At 53.5% G+C, this 23918-nt stretch carries 20 protein-coding genes; 11 read left to right on the forward strand and 9 right to left on the reverse strand.

Going from position 1 to position 23918, the window contains the following annotated elements; translation table 11 throughout:
• Nucleotides 1–147 precede the first annotated feature (147 nt).
• Nucleotides 148–312, forward strand: a complete 165-nt coding sequence (locus AC07WB_RS07805; RefSeq protein WP_400455472.1) for a hypothetical protein — start codon at nucleotides 148–150, stop codon at nucleotides 310–312.
• Between the two features lie 76 nt (nucleotides 313–388).
• Here AC07WB_RS07805 and fumA read toward each other — a convergent pair whose 3' ends face one another.
• Nucleotides 389–2032: a class I fumarate hydratase FumA gene (gene fumA, locus AC07WB_RS07810; RefSeq protein WP_097094183.1), complete on the reverse strand. Its 1644-nt coding sequence runs from the start codon at nucleotides 2030–2032 to the stop codon at nucleotides 389–391.
• A gap of 163 nt (nucleotides 2033–2195) precedes the next feature.
• On the reverse strand, nucleotides 2196–3707 hold the full coding sequence (locus AC07WB_RS07815; RefSeq protein ID WP_097094182.1) for an anion permease: 1512 nt from the start codon (nucleotides 3705–3707) through the stop codon (nucleotides 2196–2198).
• Nucleotides 3708–3974: 267 nt separating this feature from the next.
• Between AC07WB_RS07815 and AC07WB_RS07820 the strand changes: the two genes are divergently transcribed.
• From AC07WB_RS07820 to AC07WB_RS07830, 3 genes are all read left to right on the forward strand, one after another.
• The gene (locus AC07WB_RS07820; RefSeq protein ID WP_494940275.1) at nucleotides 3975–4136 is read left to right on the forward strand and encodes a hypothetical protein; all 162 of its coding nucleotides are present in this window, start codon (nucleotides 3975–3977) and stop codon (nucleotides 4134–4136) included.
• A 177-nt stretch (nucleotides 4137–4313) separates the two neighbouring features.
• Nucleotides 4314–7094 carry a flavocytochrome c gene (locus AC07WB_RS07825; RefSeq protein ID WP_097094181.1) on the forward strand — a complete coding sequence of 927 codons (2781 nt, stop codon included), beginning with the start codon at nucleotides 4314–4316 and terminating at the stop codon, nucleotides 7092–7094.
• A gap of 51 nt (nucleotides 7095–7145) precedes the next feature.
• Nucleotides 7146–8105: an FAD:protein FMN transferase gene (locus AC07WB_RS07830; RefSeq protein WP_494940276.1), complete on the forward strand. Its 960-nt coding sequence runs from the start codon at nucleotides 7146–7148 to the stop codon at nucleotides 8103–8105.
• Here the strand turns inward: AC07WB_RS07830 and dcuR are convergent.
• The 4 genes from dcuR to AC07WB_RS07850 form a co-directional block, all read right to left on the reverse strand.
• On the reverse strand, nucleotides 8099–8818 hold the full coding sequence (gene dcuR / locus AC07WB_RS07835) for a two-component system response regulator DcuR (protein WP_097094179.1): 720 nt from the start codon (nucleotides 8816–8818) through the stop codon (nucleotides 8099–8101). The genes AC07WB_RS07830 and dcuR overlap by 7 nt on opposite strands.
• Nucleotides 8815–10446, reverse strand: coding sequence for a sensor histidine kinase (locus tag AC07WB_RS07840; protein ID WP_494940277.1), 1632 nt, complete (start codon nucleotides 10444–10446; stop codon nucleotides 8815–8817). The genes dcuR and AC07WB_RS07840 overlap by 4 nt, the downstream gene beginning before the upstream one ends.
• A 131-nt stretch (nucleotides 10447–10577) precedes the next feature.
• Nucleotides 10578–11114, reverse strand: coding sequence for a peptide-methionine (S)-S-oxide reductase MsrA (gene msrA, locus AC07WB_RS07845; protein ID WP_097094177.1), 537 nt, complete (start codon nucleotides 11112–11114; stop codon nucleotides 10578–10580).
• A gap of 64 nt (nucleotides 11115–11178) precedes the next feature.
• The gene (locus tag AC07WB_RS07850; RefSeq protein WP_494940278.1) at nucleotides 11179–11733 is read right to left on the reverse strand and encodes a flavin reductase family protein; all 555 of its coding nucleotides are present in this window, start codon (nucleotides 11731–11733) and stop codon (nucleotides 11179–11181) included.
• 106 nt (nucleotides 11734–11839) lie between these two features.
• On the opposite strand from AC07WB_RS07850, the gene AC07WB_RS07855 reads away from it, so the two are divergent.
• A complete protein-coding gene (locus AC07WB_RS07855) occupies nucleotides 11840–12355 on the forward strand; it encodes a P-loop nucleotide/nucleoside kinase family protein (RefSeq protein WP_097094175.1) in 516 nt (171 codons plus the stop codon).
• 3 nt (nucleotides 12356–12358) lie between these two features.
• Nucleotides 12359–13417 (forward strand): NAD(P)H-dependent flavin oxidoreductase, encoded by a 1059-nt coding sequence (locus tag AC07WB_RS07860; protein WP_494941058.1) that lies wholly within the window; start codon nucleotides 12359–12361, stop codon nucleotides 13415–13417.
• Nucleotides 13418–13433: 16 nt separating this feature from the next.
• Here AC07WB_RS07860 and AC07WB_RS07865 read toward each other — a convergent pair whose 3' ends face one another.
• Complete coding sequence (locus tag AC07WB_RS07865) at nucleotides 13434–14345, reverse strand: LysR family transcriptional regulator (RefSeq protein WP_494940279.1); 912 nt, start codon at nucleotides 14343–14345, stop codon at nucleotides 13434–13436.
• Between the two features lie 129 nt (nucleotides 14346–14474).
• Here AC07WB_RS07865 and AC07WB_RS07870 point away from each other — a divergent pair, with 129 nt between their 5' ends.
• Nucleotides 14475–15341: an NmrA family NAD(P)-binding protein gene (locus AC07WB_RS07870; protein WP_494940280.1), complete on the forward strand. Its 867-nt coding sequence runs from the start codon at nucleotides 14475–14477 to the stop codon at nucleotides 15339–15341.
• A 74-nt stretch (nucleotides 15342–15415) separates the two neighbouring features.
• On the opposite strand, the gene AC07WB_RS07875 is transcribed toward AC07WB_RS07870, so the two are convergent.
• The gene (locus AC07WB_RS07875; protein ID WP_097094172.1) at nucleotides 15416–15808 is read right to left on the reverse strand and encodes a YgiW/YdeI family stress tolerance OB fold protein; all 393 of its coding nucleotides are present in this window, start codon (nucleotides 15806–15808) and stop codon (nucleotides 15416–15418) included.
• A 219-nt stretch (nucleotides 15809–16027) separates the two neighbouring features.
• Between AC07WB_RS07875 and AC07WB_RS07880 the strand changes: the two genes are divergently transcribed.
• Nucleotides 16028–17161 (forward strand): glutathione-independent formaldehyde dehydrogenase, encoded by a 1134-nt coding sequence (locus AC07WB_RS07880; RefSeq protein WP_494940281.1) that lies wholly within the window; start codon nucleotides 16028–16030, stop codon nucleotides 17159–17161.
• 321 nt (nucleotides 17162–17482) lie between these two features.
• Nucleotides 17483–19747, forward strand: a complete 2265-nt coding sequence (katE, locus tag AC07WB_RS07885) for a catalase HPII (RefSeq protein WP_097094170.1) — start codon at nucleotides 17483–17485, stop codon at nucleotides 19745–19747.
• Between the two features lie 38 nt (nucleotides 19748–19785).
• Here the strand turns inward: katE and AC07WB_RS07890 are convergent, their stop codons facing one another.
• Nucleotides 19786–19911 (reverse strand): hypothetical protein, encoded by a 126-nt coding sequence (locus AC07WB_RS07890; protein WP_320204454.1) that lies wholly within the window; start codon nucleotides 19909–19911, stop codon nucleotides 19786–19788.
• Between the two features lie 284 nt (nucleotides 19912–20195).
• Between AC07WB_RS07890 and AC07WB_RS07895 the strand changes: the two genes are divergently transcribed.
• Together AC07WB_RS07895 and AC07WB_RS07900 are read left to right on the forward strand one after the other, a co-directional pair.
• Complete coding sequence (locus AC07WB_RS07895) at nucleotides 20196–22019, forward strand: glycoside hydrolase family 15 protein (RefSeq protein WP_345826845.1); 1824 nt, start codon at nucleotides 20196–20198, stop codon at nucleotides 22017–22019.
• Between the two features lie 311 nt (nucleotides 22020–22330).
• On the forward strand, nucleotides 22331–23902 hold the full coding sequence (locus AC07WB_RS07900) for a sensor domain-containing diguanylate cyclase (protein WP_345826844.1): 1572 nt from the start codon (nucleotides 22331–22333) through the stop codon (nucleotides 23900–23902).
• The last annotated feature ends 16 nt before the right edge of the window (nucleotides 23903–23918 follow it).

Consider the following 23918-nt stretch of genomic DNA (forward strand, 5'->3'; position numbering starts at 1 on the left):
CGCTGCCGCCGTCATCACAGCGTCATTTAGGCGTGTCACAGTGCCTGAATCACGAATACAGATTTTTCCTCATGAAATTAAGCCAGGTCTTGCCGATAGTAATAACTCAGAGCGAGTAAAGTGATGCACTGCTTTTAAGGAGAAAAGATGAATACGCTGTATGACTTTGCGGAACTGCACGATGAAGTGCTGGATGCCGAGGAACAAAACATCATTACCGTGAATTTGCCAGGGCGTCAGGCAATTTACGTGATTGGTCAGAATGACGACGATGTGGATATGCTGTTAGACGTGCAAATTTGTGGTGTGTAGACCCACGTAGATGATGAGAAACGAAAAAATCCGCAGCCATTGAGCCGCGGATTTTAGTTTTGAGGCAGGTAAAGGGTTACTTCACGCAGGCCGCGCAGTTATTGTGAATCTGCTGGAAGAAGTCGTTACCTTTGTCATCCACCAGAATGAACGCCGGGAAGTTTTCCACTTCAATCTTCCAGATCGCTTCCATGCCCAGTTCGGCATACTCCACGCATTCCAGACTCTTAATACTCTGCTGCGCCAGCACGGCTGCCGGGCCACCGATGCTGCCGAGGTAGAAACCGCCGTGTTTGTGACACGCATCGGTAACCTGTTTGCTGCGGTTGCCTTTGGCCAACATCACCATGCTGCCGCCGTTGGCCTGCAGCAAATCAACGTAAGAATCCATACGACCCGCAGTCGTTGGGCCGAGTGAGCCGGAAGCATAGCCTTCTGGCGTCTTGGCCGGACCCGCGTAGTAAACCGGATGATCCTTGATGTACTGCGGCAAACCTTCGCCGTTATCAATACGCTCCTTCAGCTTGGCGTGCGCAATATCGCGCGCCACGATGATGGTACCATTCAGTGACAGACGGGTTGAGACAGGATAGGCCGACAGTAGCTTCAGGATCTCGCTCATTGGCTGGTTCAGGTCAACATGAACCACTTCACCTTCGCCCTGCTGGCGCAGTTCTTCCGGGATGTAGCGGCCAGGATTGTCTTCCATCTTCTCAATCCAGATACCTTCGCGGTTGATTTTGGCTTTGATATTACGGTCTGCGGAGCAGGAGACGCCCATGCCAACCGGGCAGGAGGCGCCGTGACGCGGCAGACGTACCACGCGGATATCGTGCGCGAAGTATTTACCACCAAACTGCGCGCCCAGGCCAAGTTCCTGCGACGCTTTCAGCAGCTCTTCTTCCAGCTGTACGTCGCGGAAAGCCTGACCATGCTCATTACCTTCGGTCGGCAGTGAATCGTAGTAGTGCGTTGAGGCCAGCTTAACGGTTTTCAGCGTGCTTTCCGCTGAGGTACCGCCAATAACGAAGGCGATGTGGTATGGCGGACAGGCTGCAGTACCCAGCGACATCATTTTATCGACCAGGTAGTTCTTCAGCTTCGCAGGGGTAATCAGCGCTTTCGTTTCCTGATACAGATAGGTTTTGTTAGCGGAACCGCCACCCTTAGCGATGCACAGGAATTTGTATTCGTCGCCGTCGACGCTGTAGAGGTCGATCTGTGCCGGCAGGTTGGTGCCGGTATTCACCTCTTTATACATATCCAGCGCGGCGTTCTGGGAATAGCGCAGGTTATCTTCGATAAAGGTGTTGTAGACGCCTTGCGACAGCGCGGCTTCATCGCCACCGCCGGTCCAGACGCGCTGGCCTTTTTTACCCATGATGATCGCGGTGCCGGTATCCTGGCAGGTTGGCAGTACGCCTTTCGCGGCAATCTCAGAGTTGCGCAGGAACTGCAGGGCAACGTATTTATCGTTTTTGCTGGCTTCGTCATCGGCGAGGATCGATGCCACTTGTGCCTGATGCGAGGCGCGCAGCATGAAGGAAGCATCGTGAAATGCCTGCTTTGCCAGCAGCGTCAGCGCTTTGGGATCCACTTTCAGCACTTCTTCACCATCGAAGTTGGCCACGGAGACGTAATCGCGGCTCAGCAGATAGTATTCGGTATCATCTTTGGCGAGAGGAAAGGGATCTTGATAATAGAAGGGTTTGTTCGACATGTTGGCTCACTTAGCTTCGTGTTGCCCGCCAGCATGACGGGCGACAAATTAGGCGATCTGTTATTTGGTTTTCTCTCGCCAGCCCTCCGCAGGGGCTGACTGGCGAGTATCATAACATTTTCACGGTAATGCGCGGCTCCGTTTTAACACCGAAGCAACATCATCAGAACATCATCACCATCCATGGATAGGCGACAACCATCAGCAGAACCAGGAATAACGCACCGAAGATGGTACCAAGACGCCAGTAATCTTTAGTTGGCAGATAGCCGCTGCCGTAGTAAATCGGGCTTGGGCCGGTGCCGTATGGCGTAATAATGCCCATCACACCTAAAGAAACACACATCATCAGACAGAATACCGGCATGTTGATGCCTGGGATTGATGCTGCAATGGTCAGCATGGCAGGCAGCAGTGCGGTGGTGTGCGCCGTGGTGCTGGCAAACAGGTAGTGCAACAGGTAGAAGGCAACCAGCAGGACCACAGCAGAAACTTGTGGGTCATAGCCCTGCAGTAACATGGCACCCTCTTTACCCAGCCAGGCGATGAAGCCAACGCGAGCTAAACCATCAGCCAGCGCAACCAGCGTGGCGAACCAGGCGAAGGTGTTCCACGCCGCTTTATTGCTGGTGATGTCATTCCAGTTCAGAACACCAGTCCACAGCATCAGCACAATAACTAACAGCGCGGCCATGGCTGGCTCAATCCACGCGGTAGCGAAGATCCACATCATCAGTGCGGCAACAACAAAGCCCAGCAGCAGGATTTCATTGCGTTTCAGTTTGCCCAGTTTAGCCAGCTCAGCGGTGGCCCAGCGTGGCACTTCATCATTCACTTTCACTTCTGGCGGATAGAGCCAGTAAGCCAGCAGCGGCATGGTGAGAATCAGCAGCACGCCCAGCGGCAGGAAGGCGAGGAACCACATGCCCCAGGAGATATCGAAACCGACCACGCTTTTCACCAGCGCCAGCGCCAGCAGGTTAGGAGCCAGTGCTGAGAGGAACATGGAACTGGTGATACAGGCGGCGGTGATCGCTACCCACATCAGATAAGAACCAATTTTACGCGCGCTCGGATCGTTCGGTTTTGAACCGTACAGCGGCGGCAGGTTAGCGATAATGGGGTAGATAGTACCGCCACTGCGCGCCGTGTTTGAAGGCGTAAACGGCGCCAGCAGCAGATCGGCGAAGGTAATGGCATAACCGAGCGTCAGGCTGCGACGGCCGAGATATTTCACCAGAATCAGCGCCAGACGGCGGCCGAACTGGGTCTTATCGTAGCCCGCAGCGAACATAAAGGCACCGAAGATCAGCCAGACCGTAGAGTTGCCGAAGCCACTTACTGCCCATTTGAACGACTGCGCCGCCGTTTTAAACTTGGGATCGGCCAGTTCCGCCGGGCTAAACAGCACCCATTGGCTGAACAGCGCAATCACCACCACGCCGGTTAAGCCGATAACGGCGCCCGGCAGTGGCTCGAAGATCAGCCCGACAATCACGCCGACAAAAATAGCGAAGAAGTGCCACGCATAAGGTTCCAGTCCCGCAGGGGTGGGAACCAGCAGCAACAGCACGGCCACAATAATTGGCAGGCACAACATGATCAGGCGGTTCTTTTTCCCCGGCGCCGCAGGCGGCGCTTGTAGGGATTCACTCTGGGTTGTTTGTGTGTTCATAGTTTTGGTCTGCAAGTTATGGAGAATGCGTTTGTACGCCCCGAATCAATCCGATTTTTTTAGTTACAAAACTCTTTTAACAGATTAGTCGTGACATTTAAAACTGGCTTTTAAATAAATCGCTTTCAGGAAAATTTGATACGCGAATTATCAATTGAATGTGGCTATGATGCGATTAATTAAAATATCTATTTTGATCCAGATCAATAAAATTTATTAGTGGTTTTTTTGCTTTAAGCATGCGTGCATTAATAAACGAACCATTAGGTGAAAAATAACCGTGCGATGTTAACGAAACGCCAAAAATCAAGCAAAAAAGAGCGGAAGGAGGCATTTTATCTTTATGATAAGGCTGGATTTGTTTTAAATGTAAGGAAAAAGTTGATTTTTGTCAAGTATTGGTTAAAACTTAGCGAAGCGAAGCTTTGAGACATGAACATCAAATATTATTTCCAAAGGTAAAACTTATATAACTAACGAATAAGGTTATGTAACTAAATAAAATGGTATATTTACACCATGAAATCGGACCACTTAAATAATTATAAAATCTCCGAACCGCCAAAGAATTGAATACAAAGTTTCTTAATTTTGGAGTTGCTCATCATGAATACGCTCACCCCGATTCTTAATCCGCTTACGTTACCGAAAGGTGCAGTGCTTAAAAACCGCCTGGTTATGGCACCGATGACCACCTGTACCGGTTACTTTGACGGCGGTGTTACCAGTGACCTTGTCGAATATTACCGCGTACGTGCCGGCAGCATCGGTACCGTCATTGTTGAATGCTGTTTTGTCGATAACCGTGGTCCGGCGTTCCCCGGCGCGCTCGGTATCGATAGCGATAACAAAATCCCCGGTCTGGCAAAAATTGCGCATGCCATCAAATCGCAGGGTTCAAAAGCGATTCTGCAGATTTATCATGGCGGCCGTATGGTGGAACCTGCGCTGATTGGCGGTAAAACGCCGGTCGCGCCAAGTGCCATTGCGGCGCCACGTGAGGGTGCAACCAAGCCGCAGGCGTTGACCGCAGAAGAAGTCGACGTGATGATCACCAAGTTTGGTGATGCGGTGAACCGTGCAATTAAAGCCGGCTTCGACGGTGTCGAAATCCATGGTGCCAACACCTATTTAATTCAGCAGTTCTATTCGCCCAATTCCAACCAGCGCGACGACAAATGGGGCGGCAGCCGCGATAACCGCGCCCGCTTCCCAATGGAAGTGCTAGAGATTACCCACAAAATGGCTGACCGCTTCGCCGCGGCGGATTTCATTATTGGTTATCGCTTCTCACCGGAAGAGCTGGAAGTCCCTGGCATCCGCTGGGATGACACGCTTTATCTGCTGGAGAAACTGGCGGAACGTGGTCTGGACTATGTGCACTTCTCTGTCGGCCAGCTGCTGCGTCCGTCTATTGTCGACACGCAAGATCCGACCCCGTTAATCACCAAATATCTGGCACAGCGCTCACCTAACCTGGCAAAAGTGCCGGTGATTGGCGTTGGCGGTGTGGTGAATAAAGAAGACGCGGAGAATGCGCTGGAGCATGGCTTTGATCTGGTCGCGGTAGGTAAAGCCTGCATTGCCTATCCAGACTGGACCGACCGCGTCATGAAGAATGAGCACATGGAGCTGTACATCGACAGCACCAAGCGCGAAGCGCTCACCATCCCAGAACCGCTGTGGCGCTTCTCGCTGGTGGATGCCATGATCCGTGACGTCAGCGATACCGGTCGTAAATACAAAGCCGGCGTTTATCAGGCGAAAGTGGAAGCCGAAGCGCTGAAGCTGAAAATCAACGTCACGCTCGACACCGACCGTATCACCGATATCTCGCTGGTGCCGGACCCGAGCCTCGACGTCGATTTCACCAGCACCTTTGAAAGCCTGCGTGAACGCATTCTGGTGGCGAACAGTCCACACGTTGATGCCATTACCGGCGCCACCACGCAGAGTGAAGCGCTGAAGAAAGCGGTATCCCGCGCCATGACCACCTCGAGCAAAGAGTATGTGATTGAAGAGGGCGGCAACCCGAATGCGCCGGTCAATTACGATGTGGTGGTAGTCGGAACCGGTGGTGCTGGTTTGGCGGCGGCGATTCAGGCACATGACGATGGCGCACGCGTCGTGATCATTGAGAAGATGCCCACCATCGGCGGTAACACCATCAAAGCGTCGGTCGGCATGAACGCGGCAGAAACCCGTTATCAGAAGCTGAAAGGCATTGAAGACAGCAAAGAGTTGTTCTACGAAGAGACGCTGAAAGGCGGCAAATTCAAAAACAACCCGGTGCTGCTGCGCGAGTTTGTTGAGCAAGCGCCCGAAGCGATTGAGTGGCTGGCGGCGAAACAGATTGAACTGTGCGACATCACCATCACCGGCGGTATGAGCATCGATCGTACGCACCGTCCGGAAGATCGCTCAGCGGTGGGTGGGTTCCTGATCAGCGGCCTGGTGAAGAACGTTAATCAGCGCAATATCGAAGTGCTGCTGGAAACGTCGGTCGCCGAAATTTTGATGGAAAACGGTGCGGTCACCGGCGTGAAAGTAGTGGATGAGTATAACGATAGCCGCATCATCAACGCGAAAAGCGTGATTGTGGCGACCGGCGGCTTCAGTGCTAACCGCGAAATGGTGGTGAAGTATCGCCCTGAGCTGGATGGTTTCGTCACCACGAACCATAAAGGCGCAACCGGTAGTGGCATCGCCATGCTGCAGCACATTGGCGCGGATACCGTCGATATGGGCGAAATCCAGATTCACCCAACGGTTGAACAAACCACCTCGTACCTGATTTCCGAAGCGATGCGCGGCGGCGGGGCGATTCTGGTGAGTCAGGCGGGCAAGCGTTTCTATAACGAAATGGAAACCCGTGACAAAGTCTCTGCTGAGATCATTGCGCTGCCAGAGAAGAGCGCATGGATCGTGTTTGATGAGCAGGTACGCGCCAATAACAAAGCGGCGGATGAATATATCGCCAAAGGTTTCGTGATCAGCGCACCCACGCCGCACGAGCTGGCGGTGAAACTCAACATGGATCAGGAAGCGCTGCAAACCACGCTGGGTCGTTACAATGAGTTCGTGGCGAAGCAGGATGACGAAGACTTTGGCCGTAAAACGGCGCTGCGTCATCCGCTGAATAAAGGTCCGTACTTTGCGATTCGTATCGCACCGGGCGTGCATCACACCATGGGCGGCGTCACCATCAACACCGATACCGCGGTGCTGGATGCACAGAAAGCGGTGATTCCAGGTGCGTGGGCGGCAGGTGAAGTGGTCGGCGGCATCCACGGTGCAAACCGCATCGGCGGTAACGCGGTGGCAGATATCATCATCTTTGGTATCAAAGCTGGTCACAATGCCGCTAAACTGGCGCTAGGACACTAAGCTGTAAAGATGCCCGCCTCGTGCGGGCATCATTTTCTTTAGAGGCATGCAATGACCGCTGGCGTCTTTTCTTACTCTGCCGTGCTCATGGGTTCGCCCATTCTGCTTAAACTCTTCGATGACAATCCCACGTTAGCCCGCCAGGTTTTTCAACTCATTAAACAGCAAGAAAATCTCTTCACCGTTAATCGCGCTGAATCTGAAGTGATGTCGATCAATCAGGCGGCTGGTCATCATCCGGTGGTGGTGAGCGAGCCGGTATTTGCCTTAATCAGCGTGGCACACGCCGTGAGTTTGCTGCCGGAAAGCGCGTTTAATTTCACTATCGGGCCGGTGGTGAAGTGCTGGAAAATTGGATTTCAGGGGCGCGCGGTGCCGCCGGCAAACGAGATTGCTGCTCTATTGAAACTGACCGATCCGCATCAGGTGGTGCTTAATTCCGCTGATTGCTCGGTATTTCTGCAGCAGCCGGGCATGGAGATCGATCTGGGTGCCATCGCCAAAGGCTATATCGCCGATCGCGCGCAGGCATTTCTGCGCCAACAGGGCGTGCAGCAGGCGCTAATCAATCTGGGCGGCAACGTACAAACGCTGGGCTCGCCGCCGCATGAGCCGCAAGGTTGGGGCATCGGCCTGAAAAAGCCGTTTGGCCGCGACGATGAACTGTTAGGCGTGCTGCAGGTGCAGGGAAAATCGGTGGTGACGTCGGGGATTTATGAGCGCTATTTTGAGTTGGATGGGCGCTGCTGGCACCATATTTTTGACCCGCAAACCGGTTATCCGCTCGATAACGAATTGCTGAGCGTGACGGTGATTTCCGATCGCTCAATTGATGGTGATATCTACACCACGCTATTGTACGGCATGGGCGTAGAGCAAGGGCTGGCGTATCTCGCTGACCAGCCCGACATCGATGCGGTATTTGTCACGCGCGATCGGCAGATTATCTGCTCCTCGCCGCGCCACTTCCAGTTCCAGCAGCGCGATTTCGCCTGGCAACTGCGTTACTGACAATATTGCTGCAGCAGCGAATGGTACTCCGGCTGCAGGCGATAGCGATATACCGGTCGACCGGTCGCGCCATAGTGAATGCTGGTAAACAGAATATTAATCTGCGCCAGCCAAATCAGATATTTACGACAGGACACGCGCGAAATATTCACTTCCGCCGCCAGCTCATCGGTTGAGAATTCGTGACCTGGATGGGCATCAATCCACTGGCACAGCGTGCGCAGCGTCTGCGGCGTTAAGCCTTTTGGCAGTCGCTTATTGTCGTGCTGCGTTGCCGGGCTGCCGTGAATCAGCAAATCAACATCGGACTGCTGATAGTAATGCTGATTGTCCATCAGCGATTTCTTCTGTCGCCAACCGGTCAGCGCCTCTTCAAAGCGCGGGAACTGGAATGGTTTGATCAGATAATCCACCACGCCGTAATGCAGCGAAGTTTTGATATTCTCCGCATCCGCGGCGGACGAAATGATGATCACTTCGACTGCGCTCTGCGCCGTGCGCAATTCCGGCAACAGATCGAGACCATTTTCCTGCTGCATATAGATATCCAGCAGCACCAGATCGACCTCGGTATCACTGTTAAACAGGATCTCTTTGGCCTGCTTCAGCGTCGAGGCGGTGCCGCAGCAGTTAAAGCCCTGTATTTGGCCGATATAAGCGCGATTCAGCTCGGCGACCATGGCGTCATCGTCGACCACTAGCACATTGATCATGCGGATTGGTTTCCTCCATCCCAGGGAAGTTGGACTAAAAATTGGGTAAATACCCCGGCTTCAGACTCTACGCTCACGCTGCCGCCGAGGTTTTCCGTTTGCTGCTTCAGCAAAAACAGTCCGACGCCGCGATTTTCACCTTTGGTAGAGAAGCCTTTTTCGAAAATGGTATTCAGGCGTTCAGCTTCAATACCGGGACCGTCGTCACTCACTTCACACGTCAGCCAGCCATTCTGATAATGCAGCATGACGTGGATCTCACCCTCAATCTGCTCGCTGAGCGCATCAAGGGCGTTCTCAATCAGGTTGCCGATCACGGTGATCAGGGCCGCCATTTGTTGCTCATTGCCGCTGTCAGGCAAGAAACTGGCATCGCTGATCGTGAGGCGATGACCACAATCTGACGCGCGATTAATTTTACTCAACAGAAAACCCGCAATCACCGGCGACTTAATTTTATCGAGCAGAAAGCCAATTTCGGTCTGATAATTGTTGGCGGTCTTGAGAATATAGGCTTCAACCTGCGCGTAATTTTTCATGTGCAGCAGGCCTAAAATCACATGCAGCTTATTCATAAACTCGTGCGAACGTTCACGCAGCGCATCAACGTAGTTTACCATGCCCGTCAGGCGCTGCATTAGCTGACTGATTTCTGTTTTATCCCTGAAGGTACACACGGCGCCGATAATCCGCCCCTGATTTCGCACCGGTACGGTATTGCTCAGTAATACGCGCCCATTCACATTAAGCTCTTCATCACGGCGCGCTCTCCCGTTGTGCAACACATGCTGCAGATGATCGTTAATCACCGAAGCATCATAAATACGGTCGCCGCTCATCATGCCGCTGGCCATCGGATCGTTAAGCAGCGAACGTGCCGCCTGATTCACCAGCGTCACCTGCGCCTGGTCGTCCATTGCCACCACGCCTTCTTTCAGCGAGTTGAGAATCGCCTGGCGCTGTTCGAACAGCGTCGAAATTTCGTAGGGTTCAAGACCAAACAGAATGCGTTTCAGCACGCGTACCAGGACAAAGGTACCGATAGCGCCCGCCAGCGTACCAATAAAAATGGTCCACAGGATACTCCAGCGGCTCTGGTTGATCTGCACGGTGACGGCATCCAGCGAGATGCCAATCGCCACCACGCCAATCTGCTGATGCTGCGCATTGAAAACCGGGGTGAAGACGCGTAGCGCTTTCGCCAGTGAACCTTGATTCACCGAGACGTTCTCATGGCCGTGCAGGGCCGGCTCAATATCTTCACCGATGAAGTGTTTACCAATCAGTTCAGGGTTGCGATGCGAATAGCGGATGCCGTCCATATTGGTCACCGTGATGAACAACAGGTTATTGCTCTCCTCAACGGCTTTGGCAATCGGTTGGATGCGCGTACCATTGGGCGGATAGGCTAAAGCGCGCTGTATTTCGGGCGAATCCGCCAGGGTGCGCGCCACCGCCATGGCTTTATCTTCCAGCTGCGCGCGGGTTGAGGCGCCAATCTGGAAAAAATAAAACATGTGCACGCTGAGCAGCACCAGCACAATGACCGCGCTGAGCATCAGGGTAACCAGCGTATTAAGCTTCATCGGCTGCTTACGCGCCGCGATTCCTTGCTGTGAAGAAGACATGATCGCTCTCGGTAGAGAAGAGGGCGCTTAGTATGACGGATAATAGAGGGAAGGTCGCGTACTCTCATCCATGGCATCGTGCCGGGTTTGATTGTGTAGGGTGCGCATGTACGCGCACCTGGGGTTCGGAATTAACTCGATTTAACGCGATTAGCAAAGCTCTTACGCAGCTTCTGCAATTTCGGTGGGATCACCGCCATGCAGTAACCGTTGCGCTGCCCGGCGCCTTCCCAATAATCCTGATGATATCCTTCCGCCGCATACCACTCTTTCAGCGGCTCGATGGTGGTCACCACCGGATCGCTCAGGCCTTCCTGCGCGCGCGCAATGGCGGCAATCGCTTCGGCTTCCTGCTCGGGGTTGGCGGGGAAAATCGCCGAACGGTATTGCGTGCCAATATCGTTACCCTGGCGGTTCAGCTGGGTTGGATCGTGGGTAGCAAAGCTGATATCCAGCAGATCGCCATAGCTCACCTGCGCCGGATCGAAACCAATGCGAATCGCCTCCGCGTGGCCCGTAGCGCCGCTGCACACTTGCTCATAAGTCGGATTCGGACGTGCGCCGCCGGTATAACCGCTCTCGACTGACTCCACGCCAATCACATCTTTAAAAACTGCTTCGGTACACCAGAAACAGCCACCGGCGATCACCGCATATTCGGTTGCCATTGTTTTTTACTCCTGTCAGGGCGAAAGCATCAAAGTGGGGTCAAGCCTATAGCAATTCAAGCAGTTAAATTAACATTTCTGGCTTAAAGTCATCGCGCTTATCGAGCAGTAATTTGCTCATCACGCTAAAGCGGCCTTCGCCCGTGTAGTGCAACGTGGGCGGAAACTCTGGCGTTTCGGTGATATGCGCTTTAACGATCTCGAAAATGAAGAAGTTGTAATTATTCACCATCGAATCGTCATACAGCTGACACTCAAAGCTGGCAAAACACTCATTAATTAACGGGACATTGACCACGCTTGCCGGTTCAGGCGTCAGTTTAAAGGCATCAAACTTATCAAGGCGATCGCCGTGGCTATTACCAATCGCCACCACGTTGTCGACCAGATCCGCCGATGGGACGTTGATCACGCACTGGCCGCTCTGGCGGATCAGGTCATGGCTGTGGTTGCCGCCAGCGATCATGCAGCCAACCAGCGACGGCGAAAATTCCAGAATGGTGTGCCAGCCGAGCGTCATGATGTCGCGTCGATCCTCATACTGAGAACTCACTAATACCACCGGACCCGGCTCCAGATATTTCCGCGCTTTGCTGACCGGAAAGTCGATTTTATGCATCGGGCTTCTCCTGTTGTAGGTAGCGATGTTCTAAGTGTAGCTGCCAGCCTTTACTGGGCGGCAATTTCGCGGCATGTTAATGCGTCATCTTATCTGGAGCTGTTTTATGGAATCTGTGTGCGCATCGACATCCCGCCCGACCTTACATCTGCTCTGTGGCAAAATTGCTGCCGGCAAATCAACGTTGGCCCATCAGCTGGCGCAGCACACGGGTGCGGTGATCGTCAGCGAGGATGCGTGGTTGGCCCATCTATTTGCCGAAGAGATGCATGATGTGGCTGATTATTTGCGTTGTGCGGGTAAGTTGCGTAACGCGATGACGCCGCACCTGATCGCCTTGTTGCAGCGTGGCGTTTCGGTCGTGCTGGATTTTCCAGCCAATACTGTCAATCAACGGCAGTGGATGAAGGCGGTGATCCACAGCGCCGGGGCAGAGCATCAGCTCCATTATCTTGATGTGCCCGATGACGTGTGTAAAACACGCCTGCATGCGCGCAACGCCAGCGGGCAGCATGACTTCGCCGCAACCGATGCGCAGTTTGCGCTGATCAGCAGCTACTTCGTTGCGCCCCAGAGTGAAGAGGGCTTTAACGTGGTAACGCATAGCGAATTAAGCAGGTAAATGATGAACCCTTCTTTGTGTCAGACGCTCAATCTCACCTATCCGATTATCCAGGCGCCGATGGCGGGCGTCTCCACGCCGGAAATGGCGGCGGCGGTCAGTAACAGCGGCGCGCTGGGATCGATCAGCGTAGGTGCTTCAACGCCGCAGCAGGCGGATATCATGATCCGTAAAACACGTTCTCTGACCTCCGCGCCCATTAACGTCAACGTCTTTTGTCACGCGCCGGTACAGCGCAATGCGCAGTTAGAACAGGCCTGGATTACACGCTTCCAGCCCGTATTTGAGCGTTATGATGCGGCGCTGCCCGCGTCGCTGTCGGAGATTTATCAAACTTTCCTCGATAACGACGCGATGCTGGAGGTGCTGCTGGCTAACGCACCTGCCGCAGTGAGTTTCCATTTCGGGTTACCTTCCGCCGCATTTGTGCAGCGATTAAAAAGCCGCGGCATTATTACGCTGGCGAGCGCAACTAGCCTTGCTGAAGCACAGGCTATCGAAGCCGCCGACATCGATTTTATTGTCGCGCAGGGCATTGAGGCCGGGGGACATCGCGGGATGTTTAATCCTGCAGATGAAGATCAGCAGCTCAGCACCTTTACGCTGGTACAAACGCTTCGCAAGGTTTCGCGCCTGCCATTAATTGCCGCAGGTGGGGTGATGGATGGTGCGGGAATTGCTGCCATGCTCAAGCTGGGCGTGGCGGGCGTACAGTTAGGTACCGCGTTTATCTTGTGCCCGGAATCAGCCGCCAATGCGGCTTATCGCCAAGCGTTAAACAGCGAGCAGGCCAATAGCACCGAGATTATTGCGGCCATCTCTGGCCGTTCGGCCAGATGTATCACTAACGATTTTTGCCACCTTGCACGTGAATTTGCGCAGGATTCCATTCCGCCTTATCCGCTGGCCTACGCGCTAGGCAAAGCGCTGGCTGCCGCTGCAGCGGCCAAAGGTGATCATGGATTTGGTGCTCAGTGGGCTGGTCAGGGCGCTGCACTGGCGCGAGAGATGCCTGCGGCAGAGCTAGTGAAAACGCTCGTCGCGGAGTGGCAGGCGGCGTAAGGCGGCAAAAGCGCGTTCATTGACGCTCAGCGTTCAGTAGCTGGATAACAAAGTCGATGAAGGCACGCACTTTGGCAGGGGGAAGGTGCCGCGAAGGATACAAGGCGTAAAGCGGAAAACGCTCGCCTTGCCATTCGGTGAGTAATTCTACTAAGCGGCCTTCAGCAAGCAGCGTTTCAATACCGCTGGCTTTGATGCGCGCAATACCGGCACCCGCCAGACAGGCCGCGAGCAGCGTGCCGGATTCATTGACCATCAGGCGGCTGGAAATTTTGGCCGCAACCACGTCGCCATTTAAACGGTACTCCCACTCGAGCGGCAACCCGGTCATGGTGCTTTTCATCTGGATACAGGCGTGATGAGCCAGATCGTCAGGTGTGGCAGGTTGGCCATGCTGACGCACATAGTCTGGCGATGCGACCGTCACCGTGCGCGTCTCCAGTAGCTTGCGTGCAACCAGCGAAGACGTGGGTGGATGCCCAAAGCGCACGGCAATATCAAAACCTTCAGCCACCATATCGCCAAGCCGATCGCGCACCACCAGCTCCAGAGCAATCTCCGGATAGCGCTGCATAAACCTATCAATATGCGGCGCCAGAATGTGGCGTGAGAAAAAGGGATCAACATTAATGCGCAGCCGCCCATGTATCGCGGTGGAAGCGCCGGAGGCCAGACTTACCGCATCGCCAATGCCCGCCAGCAATGGGCTTATCTCTTCATACAGTGTCCGCCCCTCATCTGTCAGGGTGATGGCGCGGGTGGTTCTGTCAAACAGTCGTACGCCGATGCTGGTTTCCAGACGTGTCACCGCACGACTCACTCCAGAGGGCGACAAATTGAGCGCGTCAGCCGCGCGAGCAAAACTGCCGCTGTGCACGATAGCGGCTAACACGCTGATATTTGACAACAAACGGCCATCAATGCTCATCAAAATTTCTCACATACGCAGGGTGATTCTATGTCATCAAAGTAATGAGTCGATGTGCATTCTGTCAATTAACCGGGTTTCCTATACTGCCGTCCGTACCGTTTCTTTAAGCAAACAGGAAATTAACCCATGTATGTGATCACTGGTATTACCGGAAAGGTTGGCGGCGCAGTTGCGCGCGCCTTACTCAGCAACAATCTTCCCGTGCGCGGCGTAATGCGAGATGTCAGTAAGGCTGCCCAGTGGCAGGACCTGGGCTGTGAGGTTGCCTTTGCCGAAATGAAGGATGCCAGTGCATTGGCCGATGCGTTTAACGGTGCGACTGGCGTGTTCATTCTTCCCCCGTCGGATTTTGATCCCGCGCCGGGATTTCCCGCCGCCCGCCTCATCATTGATGCAGTGGTCCAGGCTATTCGTTGCGAATCGCCTGAGAAAGTGGTTTGCCTCTCGACCATTGGTGCTCAGGCCGAGAAAACGAACCTGTTAACCCAGCGTACCCTGCTGGAGCAGGCGCTCAATGCACTGGATCTGCCGGTTACTTTCCTGCGTCCGGGCTGGTTTATGGAGAACTGCGCATTAGATGTCGTCTCTGCGCGTGATAATGGTGTGATTCACAGCTATTTGCATCCGCTGGATAAAGCGGTACCGATGATCGCCACCGCTGATGTCGGCACCCTAGCCGCAATGTTGCTGCAGCAAGAGTGGCAGGGGAAACGCATTGTTGAGTTAGAAGGCCCGCAGCGCGTGACACCCAACGACATTGCTAACACGTTTGCCTCCATTCTAGGGCGCCCGGTGGTTGCGGAAGCCGTCGAGCGTGATGCGTGGGAAGCGATTTTTCGTTCGCAGGGGCATCAGCATCCTTTACCGCGCATGCGGATGATCGATGGCTTCAATGAGGAGTGGATCTGCTTTGAAAAGCCGCAGGCAGAACGGGTAATGGGTGAGACGGAACTTGAAGTGGTGTTGCGCGCTTTGCTCAAAACCGCAGGCTAATGAAATCGGCGCCAAAGAAAATCTGCACCGCTAAGCCCTTCGGTGCAGATTTTTCATCCTTTCACTCTCGGTTTTCAGGGCTCATCAATACGCGCGACTTTTAATGTGGTTTGTTCCCCGTGACCATACACTTTTCCGCTGACGCGGACTTTGTCATCTGCCGAATAGGTTTTTCCCTTAAAGGCCTTTGCATCTGCGATAATTGTTACGTTTCCGGTGTTATCGCGAAATTTGTAACTGTCACCTTTTAATTTTTCGACGATATATCCCTCCAGCGTAACGTATCCTCCCTGACGGAAATCCCGTATTTGGGATATTGCGGTCTGTCCGGTATCTTCAGAACCTTTGTAACCCGCATCCTGTTTATTCTGCGGCGGCGGGGTTTCCCCGGCTTTGAATCCACCTTCAGCGGCACTCACACCTAAACTAAACATCATTATTACCGAAGCCAAAATAATAGGTTTCATCGTCTCTCCATGGATTTATTCGTTCATGCTGGATTAAGTCTGGCACAAATATTCACGATTGCACTGCAAGCGCACCGGTAATAACAAACGCCACTTCTGAGTATTTATGCCAGGGTATAAAGGTGACTTTTTTATCAATCGGGATAAGCGAGCCATTTCATTCGCGGTGCGCTTATTAGCACACCTAAAATTAAATCCCATTAATTAGGACAATAACGCATGAAAGCTATCGTCTATAACGGACCTTTTGATGTATCGGTAAAAAATGTACCGGATGCCAAAATTGTCCGCCCAACAGATGCGCTGATTCGTATTACGACCACGAATATCTGCGGCTCAGATTTACATATGTATGAAGGGCGTACCAGCTTCGAAGAGGGGCGTATTTTTGGTCATGAAAATCTTGGAGAGGTGATTGAAGTTGGCAGCGGAGTAGAACGTATCAAGGTCGGAGACTACGTTTGCATGCCTTTTAATGTCGGATGTGGTTTCTGTGAAAACTGTGAAAAAGGCTTAACCGGCTTCTGCCTGACAGCCAATCCGGGCACAGCGGGGGCTGCCTATGGATTTGCCGAGATGGGCGCCTGGGAAGGGGGCCAGGCCGAGCTGCTGCGGGTGCCTTTTGCCGATTTCAATTGCCTTGTGCTTCCTTCGGATGCGCAAGAGAAGGAGGAGGATTATGTCATGTTGTCAGATATCTTCCCCACCGGCTGGCATGCGACCGAACTCGCAGGTATGCGGCCCGGCGATAGTGTAGCCATTTATGGGGCCGGGCCAGTAGGCTTGATGGCGGCCCATTCCGCCGTGATCAAAGGGGCGTCACAGGTCTTCGTGGTGGATACGCATGCCGACCGTCTTGCGCTGGCAGAGAAAATGGGCGCTACGGCAATCAATGCCGTGGGGGAAGATGCCGTTGAGAAAATTCTTGCGCTGACCGATGGCCGTGGTACGGATTGCGGCTGCGAATGTGTGGGCTACCAATGCTGTAATCGGCATGGGCATGAAGACAATAGCGCGACGATGAATAGCCTGGTCGCCTCGACCAAAGCAACCGGCGGTATTGGCGTGGTGGGGGTATTTATTCCGCAGGATCCAAACGCAGCCAGTGAGCTGGCAAAGGTCGGTAAAATGCCGTTTGATTTTGGTAGCTTCTGGTTTAAAGGGCAGTCAATTCGTACTGGCCAAGCGAATGTAAAAGCGTATAACCGCCAGTTAGCCCGGCTAATTGCAACAGGTAAAGCTCAGCCGGGCAGTATTATCTCTCATCGCTTATCGTTGGAAGAGGGGCCCGACGGCTACCGTCATTTTGACGATCGCGACGATGGCTGGACCAAGGTTATCCTTAAACCCTAAATTGCCCGCTTGTGGCGCCACGGTCGCCATCCTTTACGCGATGTCGACCGTGACGATTAACCCGGCCTGCAACCAGAAAAGAGATGTCCCTGATTAATCCACTCTGACAAGCTATTATTTGCGTCAAGTCAACCTAAGCGAAACGGGTATTTAGTGACTGAACGAGTAAGTCTAAAAAAATAATTAAACGCTTCGTTTAAAATTACGCCTCTTTAAATCAATGTTATTGATTCATTCGCGCATCATTTATACATGAAGCGGCAATCTTTCTGATTTTATGCTCTACAGTTAATGGGGTCTTAACCTGAAGGAGCATGTGACATGTCGAAAGAAAAAAAAGAACAGAATTTAGAACATACCGCCCCGCATAAAGGGCCTGAAACATCTCAACCGGGATTAGGGGATTTAGCGCCGCAGGGCGGAGGACATAAACCTGCGGCAGAACCGACGCCACCGGGCAAACAGCCCACTGCACCGGGCAGCCTTAAAGCCCCCGAGACGCAAAACGCGAAACTTGAGCAGCTTGATGAGTATCGTAAAAATGGCGAAAACGCCGGGCTTACGACCAACCAGGGCACGCGGATTGCAAACGATCAGAACTCGCTTACCGCGGGTTCGCGTGGGCCAACGTTGCTGGAAGACTTTATCATGCGTGAAAAAATCACGCATTTTGACCATGAACGTATCCCAGAGCGTATCGTCCATGCACGTGGTTCAGCCGCACACGGCTATTTCCAGCCCTATCGTTCGTTAGAAGCCCTGACCAAAGCCGGCTTTCTCAGCGATCCCGACAAAACCACACCTGTCTTCGTGCGCTTTTCCACCGTGCAGGGGGGCGCCGGATCGGCCGATACCGTGCGTGATATCCGTGGATTCGCCACCAAGTTTTACACCGATGAGGGCGTGTTTGATTTGGTCGGCAACAATACCCCGGTATTTTTCATTCAGGATGCGCACAAATTCCCGGACTTTGTTCACGCGGTAAAACCCGAGCCGCATAACGAAATTCCACAGGGACAGAGCGCACATGACACTTTCTGGGACTATGTGTCGCTGCAGCCTGAGACGTTGCATAACGTGATTTGGGCGATGTCCGATCGCGGTATTCCGCGCAGTTATCGCACCATGGAAGGGTTCGGCATTCATACCTTCCGCCTGATTAACGCGGAGGGTAAAGCCACCTTCGTGCGATTCCACTGGAAACCGGTTGCCGGCAAAGCCTCGCTGTTGTGGGATGAAGCACAGAAGCTGACGGGCCGCGATCCCGATTTCCACCGCCGCGATCTGTGGGAAGCGATTGAAGCCGGTGATTACCCGGAATACGAATTAGGCCTGCAGCTAATACCTGAGGAAGACGAGTTTACATTCGATTTTGATATTCTTGATGCGACAAAACTCATTCCTGAAGAGCTGGTACCGGTTGAGCTGGTCGGTAAAATGGTACTCAATCGCAATCCAGACAATTTCTTTGCGGAAACCGAGCAGGTAGCGTTCCATCCGGGACACATTGTTCCGGGACTGGACTTCACCAACGATCCGCTGCTACAGGGACGACTGTTCTCCTACACCGACACGCAAATTAGCCGCCTCGGTGGCCCCAACTTCCATGAAATCCCGATTAACCGTCCGGTTTGCCCTTACCATAATTTCCAGCGACAGGGCATGCATCGTACGGAAATTGACACTAACCCGGCCAACTATGAACCCAACTCGATCAACAATAACTGGCCGCGCGAAGTCCCACCGGCGGCCAAGCAGGGTGGATTCGAAAGCTATCAGGAGCGGGTGGAAGGCAGCAAAGTACGCGAGCGCAGTCCGTCGTTTGGTGAATACTACTCCCAGCCAAGGCTGTTCTGGCTGAGCCAGACAGCGGAAGAGCAGCAACATATTATTGGCGCTTACTCGTTTGAGCTCAGTAAGGTGGCGCGTCCTTATATCCGTGAGCGCGTCGTTGATCATCTGCTGCAAATCGATGTCAACCTGGCGCAAGGCGTGGCGAAAAATCTGGGCCTCAAGCTGAGCGATGAGCAGCTTAAGACGGCGCCGCCAAAAGATGTGAATGGCCTGCAAAAAGATGAAAGCCTGAGTCTGTATGCGCAGCCGAGTGGTGACGTTAAAGGTCGCCAGGTGGCCTTACTGCTCAGTGACGGCACGAAAGCAGCCGACGTTCTTGCCATCCTTCAGGCACTGAAGGCAAAAGGTGTGCATGCTAAACTGCTGGCCGCGCATATGGGGCAAGTGCTGGCCGATGATGGTTCCGTTCTGCCGATCGACGCGACCTTTACCGGACTTCCTTCGCTCACCTTCGACGCGGTGATTGTGCCTGATGGCAATATCGATGCGTTACTGCTCAGCGGTGATGCGCGCTATTTCTTGCTGGAAGCCTATAAACACCTCAAAGCGATTGGCCTGAGCGGCGATGCGCGTCGGTTTAAAGCGCAGTTCAACGTGCAGGACAGCGAAACGGAGGAGGGGCTGGTGGAAGCCGCCAAAGCGGAGGGAACATTGATGGATGATTTCCTGACCGTAATGGCGTCCCACCGGGTCTGGTCGCGCAGTAAGAAAGCATTGACTGTAGCGGCATAAAAGCCGTGGGCGGAGTGAATTGCTCCGCCCTCTGCAGGCTATTTTTCCGGCTGGTGAGTGTGGGCGTCGGTCACCATTGGCTTAATCTCAAACACGCCTTGCGAGGCCATCACAGAACAGCTTAGTGCGGCCGCCAACGTTAGCCCAATCCATATCTTCTTCATCTGTCCTCTCCCGCAAAAATATTATTTCACTTTCAGGTTTAGCATTGTTTATTTGAAAGTCGAGCATGATGAGGATTTTAAGAAATATCCTTCCTGATAAGTTGGATTAAAGGTGAATTTAAGTATCACCCGAAATCATTTATTAAGGTAACCAGTTATTCCTGATTATCGCGTTAACGTGTGATTTTCATTTTTATTCTGAAATCTGAACTAGCCTTGATCGTGGCAGTTATTTAGTGGCTGCATTCGGCGTCCACATCGTTAAACTCTTCAGGAAAACCATTTTGGAAAATCAGCAATATTCTCATCCGCAACGTATTAATGGATTCGCCGGACTGGGTGACTATGCGGCAATTGGGGAAGGACGATCCGTGGCGCTTATTGCGCCAGATGGTTCTATCGACTGGTGGTGCGCACCTAATCTCGATTCAAAACCCCTTTTTGACCAAATACTTGATCCACAGATTGGCGGTTTCTTTCAGATCGTCCCCGTGGCGGATTACCGCGTCACGCGCAACTATCGCGAAAAAAGTAATGTGCTTGAGACCCGTTTCGATACCGATAGCGGGTCGGTGCTGCTAACAGAATCGATCAATAGCACGCTGGCAGGGCGCTTACCCTGGAGTGAACTGGCCAGGCGTATTGAGGGGCTGGCAGGTGAGGTGACCTTAAGAATTACGCTGCGCTTCGGCACCGCCGCCGAGACGCGTTCCCCGTGGATTGCGGACAGCGCACAGGGCAAGGTGTATCACATTGCCGATTTGATGGCGATGCTGCGCACCAGTGAAGACATTATTCTCGATCATATCGACGATGAATTAGTGACCGGCACGCTCACCGTGAGCAAAGGCGCACGTTCGCTTTGTGCCCTGCTGGTAACGGAAAAAGAGCCGCTGGCGGTCCCGGACATGAATGCCATTGATGGCCGCATCGAAACCAGCGACACGGCATGGCGTGACTGGGTCAACAGCCTGAGCTATAGCGGCCGTTATGCGCCGCTGGTGATACGTTCGGCGCTGTCGTTGAAATTTCTCTGGTACTCGCCGACGGGCGCGCTGGCGGCGGCCGCCACCACATCACTGCCTGAAGGTATCGGCAAAGAGAAGAACTACGACTACCGCTACGCCTGGGTACGCGATGCCTGTCTGATCATTAAAGCCTTTATTTGCCTGGGCGCGCTGGAAGATTGTAAAGCCGCGTTCTCCTGGCTCACGCAGACCATCATCGATCATGGCGTACGGCTCCGCGCCTGCTACACCCTGGAAGGTGAGAAAGTCCCTGAGGAGCGCTATCCAGCGTTACGCGGCTATCAGGATTCGCAGCCGGTGCGTATTGGTAATAACGCGCGCGATCAGGTTCAGCTCAGCATGTACGGCGATATGCTGGCCACGGCGCAGGGCTTCGTGGAGGCCGGACACGTGCTGGACCTCACCACCGCGCGCCTGCTGGGTGAGCTGGCAAACTGCTGTGCGGATAGCTGGCGCCAGAAGGATTCTGGCATTTGGGAGTTGCCGGAAGAACAGCACTATACCCATTCGAAGATGGCATGCTGGCTGGCTTTAGATCGTGCGGTGGTATTGGCCGAAAAGAAATACATTGAGCCCACCTGGGTTGAACGCTGGAAGCGAGAACGTGACCGCATTAGCCACTGGATCGAAACGCACTGCTGGTCTGAGACGCTGCAGAGCTATACCTTTTATGTGGGCAGTGATGAGCAGGTCGATGCCGCGCTGACGCTGATGCACCATTATGGCAACAGCGTTAATCCGCAAAGGATGCTCTCCTCTTATCGCGTAATCCGGCGCGAACTGGGGAATAACGGTGCGATGCTTTATCGCTATAGCAACGTAGATAAAGAGGAGAGTACTTTCCTGGCGTGCTCTTTCTGGATGGTGGAAGCCTGGGCGGCCATGGGCGATGGCGCCGGTGCAGAAGCGATGATGGAAGAGATTTTGGTCGCGCTTAATCGTCAGGGTAACGTCGACATTTTCAATGAAATGTATGATGTCCGCACGCAGTCATGGCGAGGGAATATGCCTCAGGGGCTCAGCCATCTGGCGCTGATCTTCGCGGCTCAGGGCATTAGTCATGCTCTGAAGCCATCATAAAAAAGCCCGCATAGCGCTGGCCCAACGATCGCGTATGTAACGCGTGCGGTATGAGTCGACCACGGAAAGTGGTCGACTCATACTACCGTACTCGCTTGTAACGGTCATAGGCGGTAGTGATGGCGCGCTAACCTGCCATTATCTGCGAGTCACCGCGGCGTTTTAAGCGGTTGTATTGATATTTCATCCCAGCCGATTATCCGCAGAGACTAATCTGATAGTTCACCTTCACTCGCTGATTTATCCACTATCAACTTCCCCTCTGTTATTTACATGCTTAACTCTGTTGTGGGCTTAAAACAGAGGACACAATGCCGTTAAAAAGGAAAATGGATAAAAAGGTCAACACCGAATCTGGCCTGCTGAAAAGCATTGTGCTGTCCGGTCTCTTCCTGATCCTCACGGTGGTCGGTATGAGTCTTTGGACGCTACGGGAAGACTGGCTGGCCACGGTGCATCAAACGCAGGAAACGGCGATGAATCTCGCCGTGTCGCAGTCGCGCCAGGCGGAAGATACCTTTCTCCAGGCAGAACTTTCGCTGAGACAGATACAGCGCGATCTGCAACTGCAGTTGGCGACAGGGATTCAGGGGGCGGATCTGAGCCATACTATGCGTGAGTTGCAGCACCGCCTGCCGCAACTGCACGGACTGTTTTATTACGATGCGGACGGCACATGGATCGCGACCTCTGCCGATCGCGTGCCCAGCAACATCAATAACGCCGATCGTGAATACTTTACTTATCAGCGCAGCAACCGACGCAATAACCTGCACATTGGCCCGGTGATTCGCAGCCGCAGCACGGGCGATCTGGTAATCCCCGTATCCCTGCGGGTGAGCGATGCCAGTGGCGGATTCAAAGGGGTATTGTTGGCGACCATAAAGGTGGATTACTTCCGTCGTTTTTACAGCTACTACGAGCTCGGCAAACGCGATGTGCTGGTATTAATGTTGTCCGACAGCACCGTGCTTTATGCCCGTCCGATGCCAGACAGTTACATTGGTAAAGATCTCTCCTCAAGTCCGCTGTTTCAGCATATGCTCGCCAAAATGGATCGCGGCAGCGGTCAATGGAAGGCGGCGCTGGACGGGCAAGCGCGGATCTTTGGCTTTGCGCGTTCTGATCGCTATCCGATCATCGTCGCCGCGGGTTACAACGCCGACGATCTCTTTAGCATTTGGATTAATGGGCGGGGGCAGGACATTATCCTCAGCCTGATTCTGCTGTTGACCATCTTATTACTGGGGACGTTTCAGCTGCGTCATGCACGGCGCGTATTGCGCTATCAGCAGGAACTGACCAGCCTACGAGATGAGCTGCACAAGGCCAATCTGTCGCTGGACAAGCTCGCACATATTGACGGGCTTACCGGGTTAGCGAATCGCCGGGAATTCGATCGCTTCCTCCGTGAAGCGCTGGGCAACGCGGCCGCAAGCGGTAAACCCCTTTCGCTCATCATGATCGATATCGATTTTTTCAAACATTACAACGACACCTACGGACACATTGCGGGAGATGAAGGGTTGAAGGTGATAGGTGAGCTACTGGCTTCGTTATCCGTGAGGCGATCGGATATGGCGGCCCGCTACGGTGGGGAGGAGTTTGCGCTTATCTTGCCGGATACCGCATTCGATGAGGGGATAGCGCTGGCTAACCGCGCGGTAGAAGCCGTGAGGATGATGAAGCTGCCCCATGCTTCTTCACCGCTCGGTCACGTGACGCTTAGCGCCGGCTGCGCCACGACGTCCACGCCCGCCATGGTTTCCGCAGTAAAACTGCTGGAGCATGCCGACCATGCTTTGTATAGGGCGAAGCGTGGCGGGCGTAATCGTGCGCAAGGGATCGATATGCCGGCGTTGCCAGAGCAGAGAAGGGAGTAACCGACTGACATTCTCG

Source organism: Pantoea sp. GW821-FHT03E06 (assembly GCF_059420725.1).

Excerpts from the sequence above, each read along its gene's own strand:
- katE (WP_097094170.1), top strand. The coding sequence starts at position 17,483 with ATGTCGAAAGAAAAAAAAGAACAGAATTTAGAACATACCGCCCCGCAT.
- dcuR (WP_097094179.1), bottom strand. The coding sequence starts at position 8,818 with ATGATCAATGTGCTAGTGGTCGACGATGACGCCATGGTCGCCGAGCTG.
- AC07WB_RS07875 (WP_097094172.1), bottom strand. The coding sequence starts at position 15,808 with ATGAAACCTATTATTTTGGCTTCGGTAATAATGATGTTTAGTTTAGGT.
- AC07WB_RS07880 (WP_494940281.1), top strand. The coding sequence starts at position 16,028 with ATGAAAGCTATCGTCTATAACGGACCTTTTGATGTATCGGTAAAAAAT.
- AC07WB_RS07825 (WP_097094181.1), top strand. The coding sequence starts at position 4,314 with ATGAATACGCTCACCCCGATTCTTAATCCGCTTACGTTACCGAAAGGT.
- AC07WB_RS07830 (WP_494940276.1), top strand. The coding sequence starts at position 7,146 with ATGACCGCTGGCGTCTTTTCTTACTCTGCCGTGCTCATGGGTTCGCCC.
- AC07WB_RS07890 (WP_320204454.1), bottom strand. The coding sequence starts at position 19,911 with ATGAAGAAGATATGGATTGGGCTAACGTTGGCGGCCGCACTAAGCTGT.
- msrA (WP_097094177.1), bottom strand. The coding sequence starts at position 11,114 with ATGGCAACCGAATATGCGGTGATCGCCGGTGGCTGTTTCTGGTGTACC.
- AC07WB_RS07870 (WP_494940280.1), top strand. The coding sequence starts at position 14,475 with ATGTATGTGATCACTGGTATTACCGGAAAGGTTGGCGGCGCAGTTGCG.
- AC07WB_RS07805 (WP_400455472.1), top strand. The coding sequence starts at position 148 with ATGAATACGCTGTATGACTTTGCGGAACTGCACGATGAAGTGCTGGAT.
- AC07WB_RS07850 (WP_494940278.1), bottom strand. The coding sequence starts at position 11,733 with ATGCATAAAATCGACTTTCCGGTCAGCAAAGCGCGGAAATATCTGGAG.
- AC07WB_RS07900 (WP_345826844.1), top strand. The coding sequence starts at position 22,331 with ATGCCGTTAAAAAGGAAAATGGATAAAAAGGTCAACACCGAATCTGGC.
- fumA (WP_097094183.1), bottom strand. The coding sequence starts at position 2,032 with ATGTCGAACAAACCCTTCTATTATCAAGATCCCTTTCCTCTCGCCAAA.
- AC07WB_RS07815 (WP_097094182.1), bottom strand. The coding sequence starts at position 3,707 with ATGAACACACAAACAACCCAGAGTGAATCCCTACAAGCGCCGCCTGCG.
- AC07WB_RS07865 (WP_494940279.1), bottom strand. The coding sequence starts at position 14,345 with ATGAGCATTGATGGCCGTTTGTTGTCAAATATCAGCGTGTTAGCCGCT.
- AC07WB_RS07855 (WP_097094175.1), top strand. The coding sequence starts at position 11,840 with ATGGAATCTGTGTGCGCATCGACATCCCGCCCGACCTTACATCTGCTC.
- AC07WB_RS07840 (WP_494940277.1), bottom strand. The coding sequence starts at position 10,446 with ATGTCTTCTTCACAGCAAGGAATCGCGGCGCGTAAGCAGCCGATGAAG.
- AC07WB_RS07860 (WP_494941058.1), top strand. The coding sequence starts at position 12,359 with ATGAACCCTTCTTTGTGTCAGACGCTCAATCTCACCTATCCGATTATC.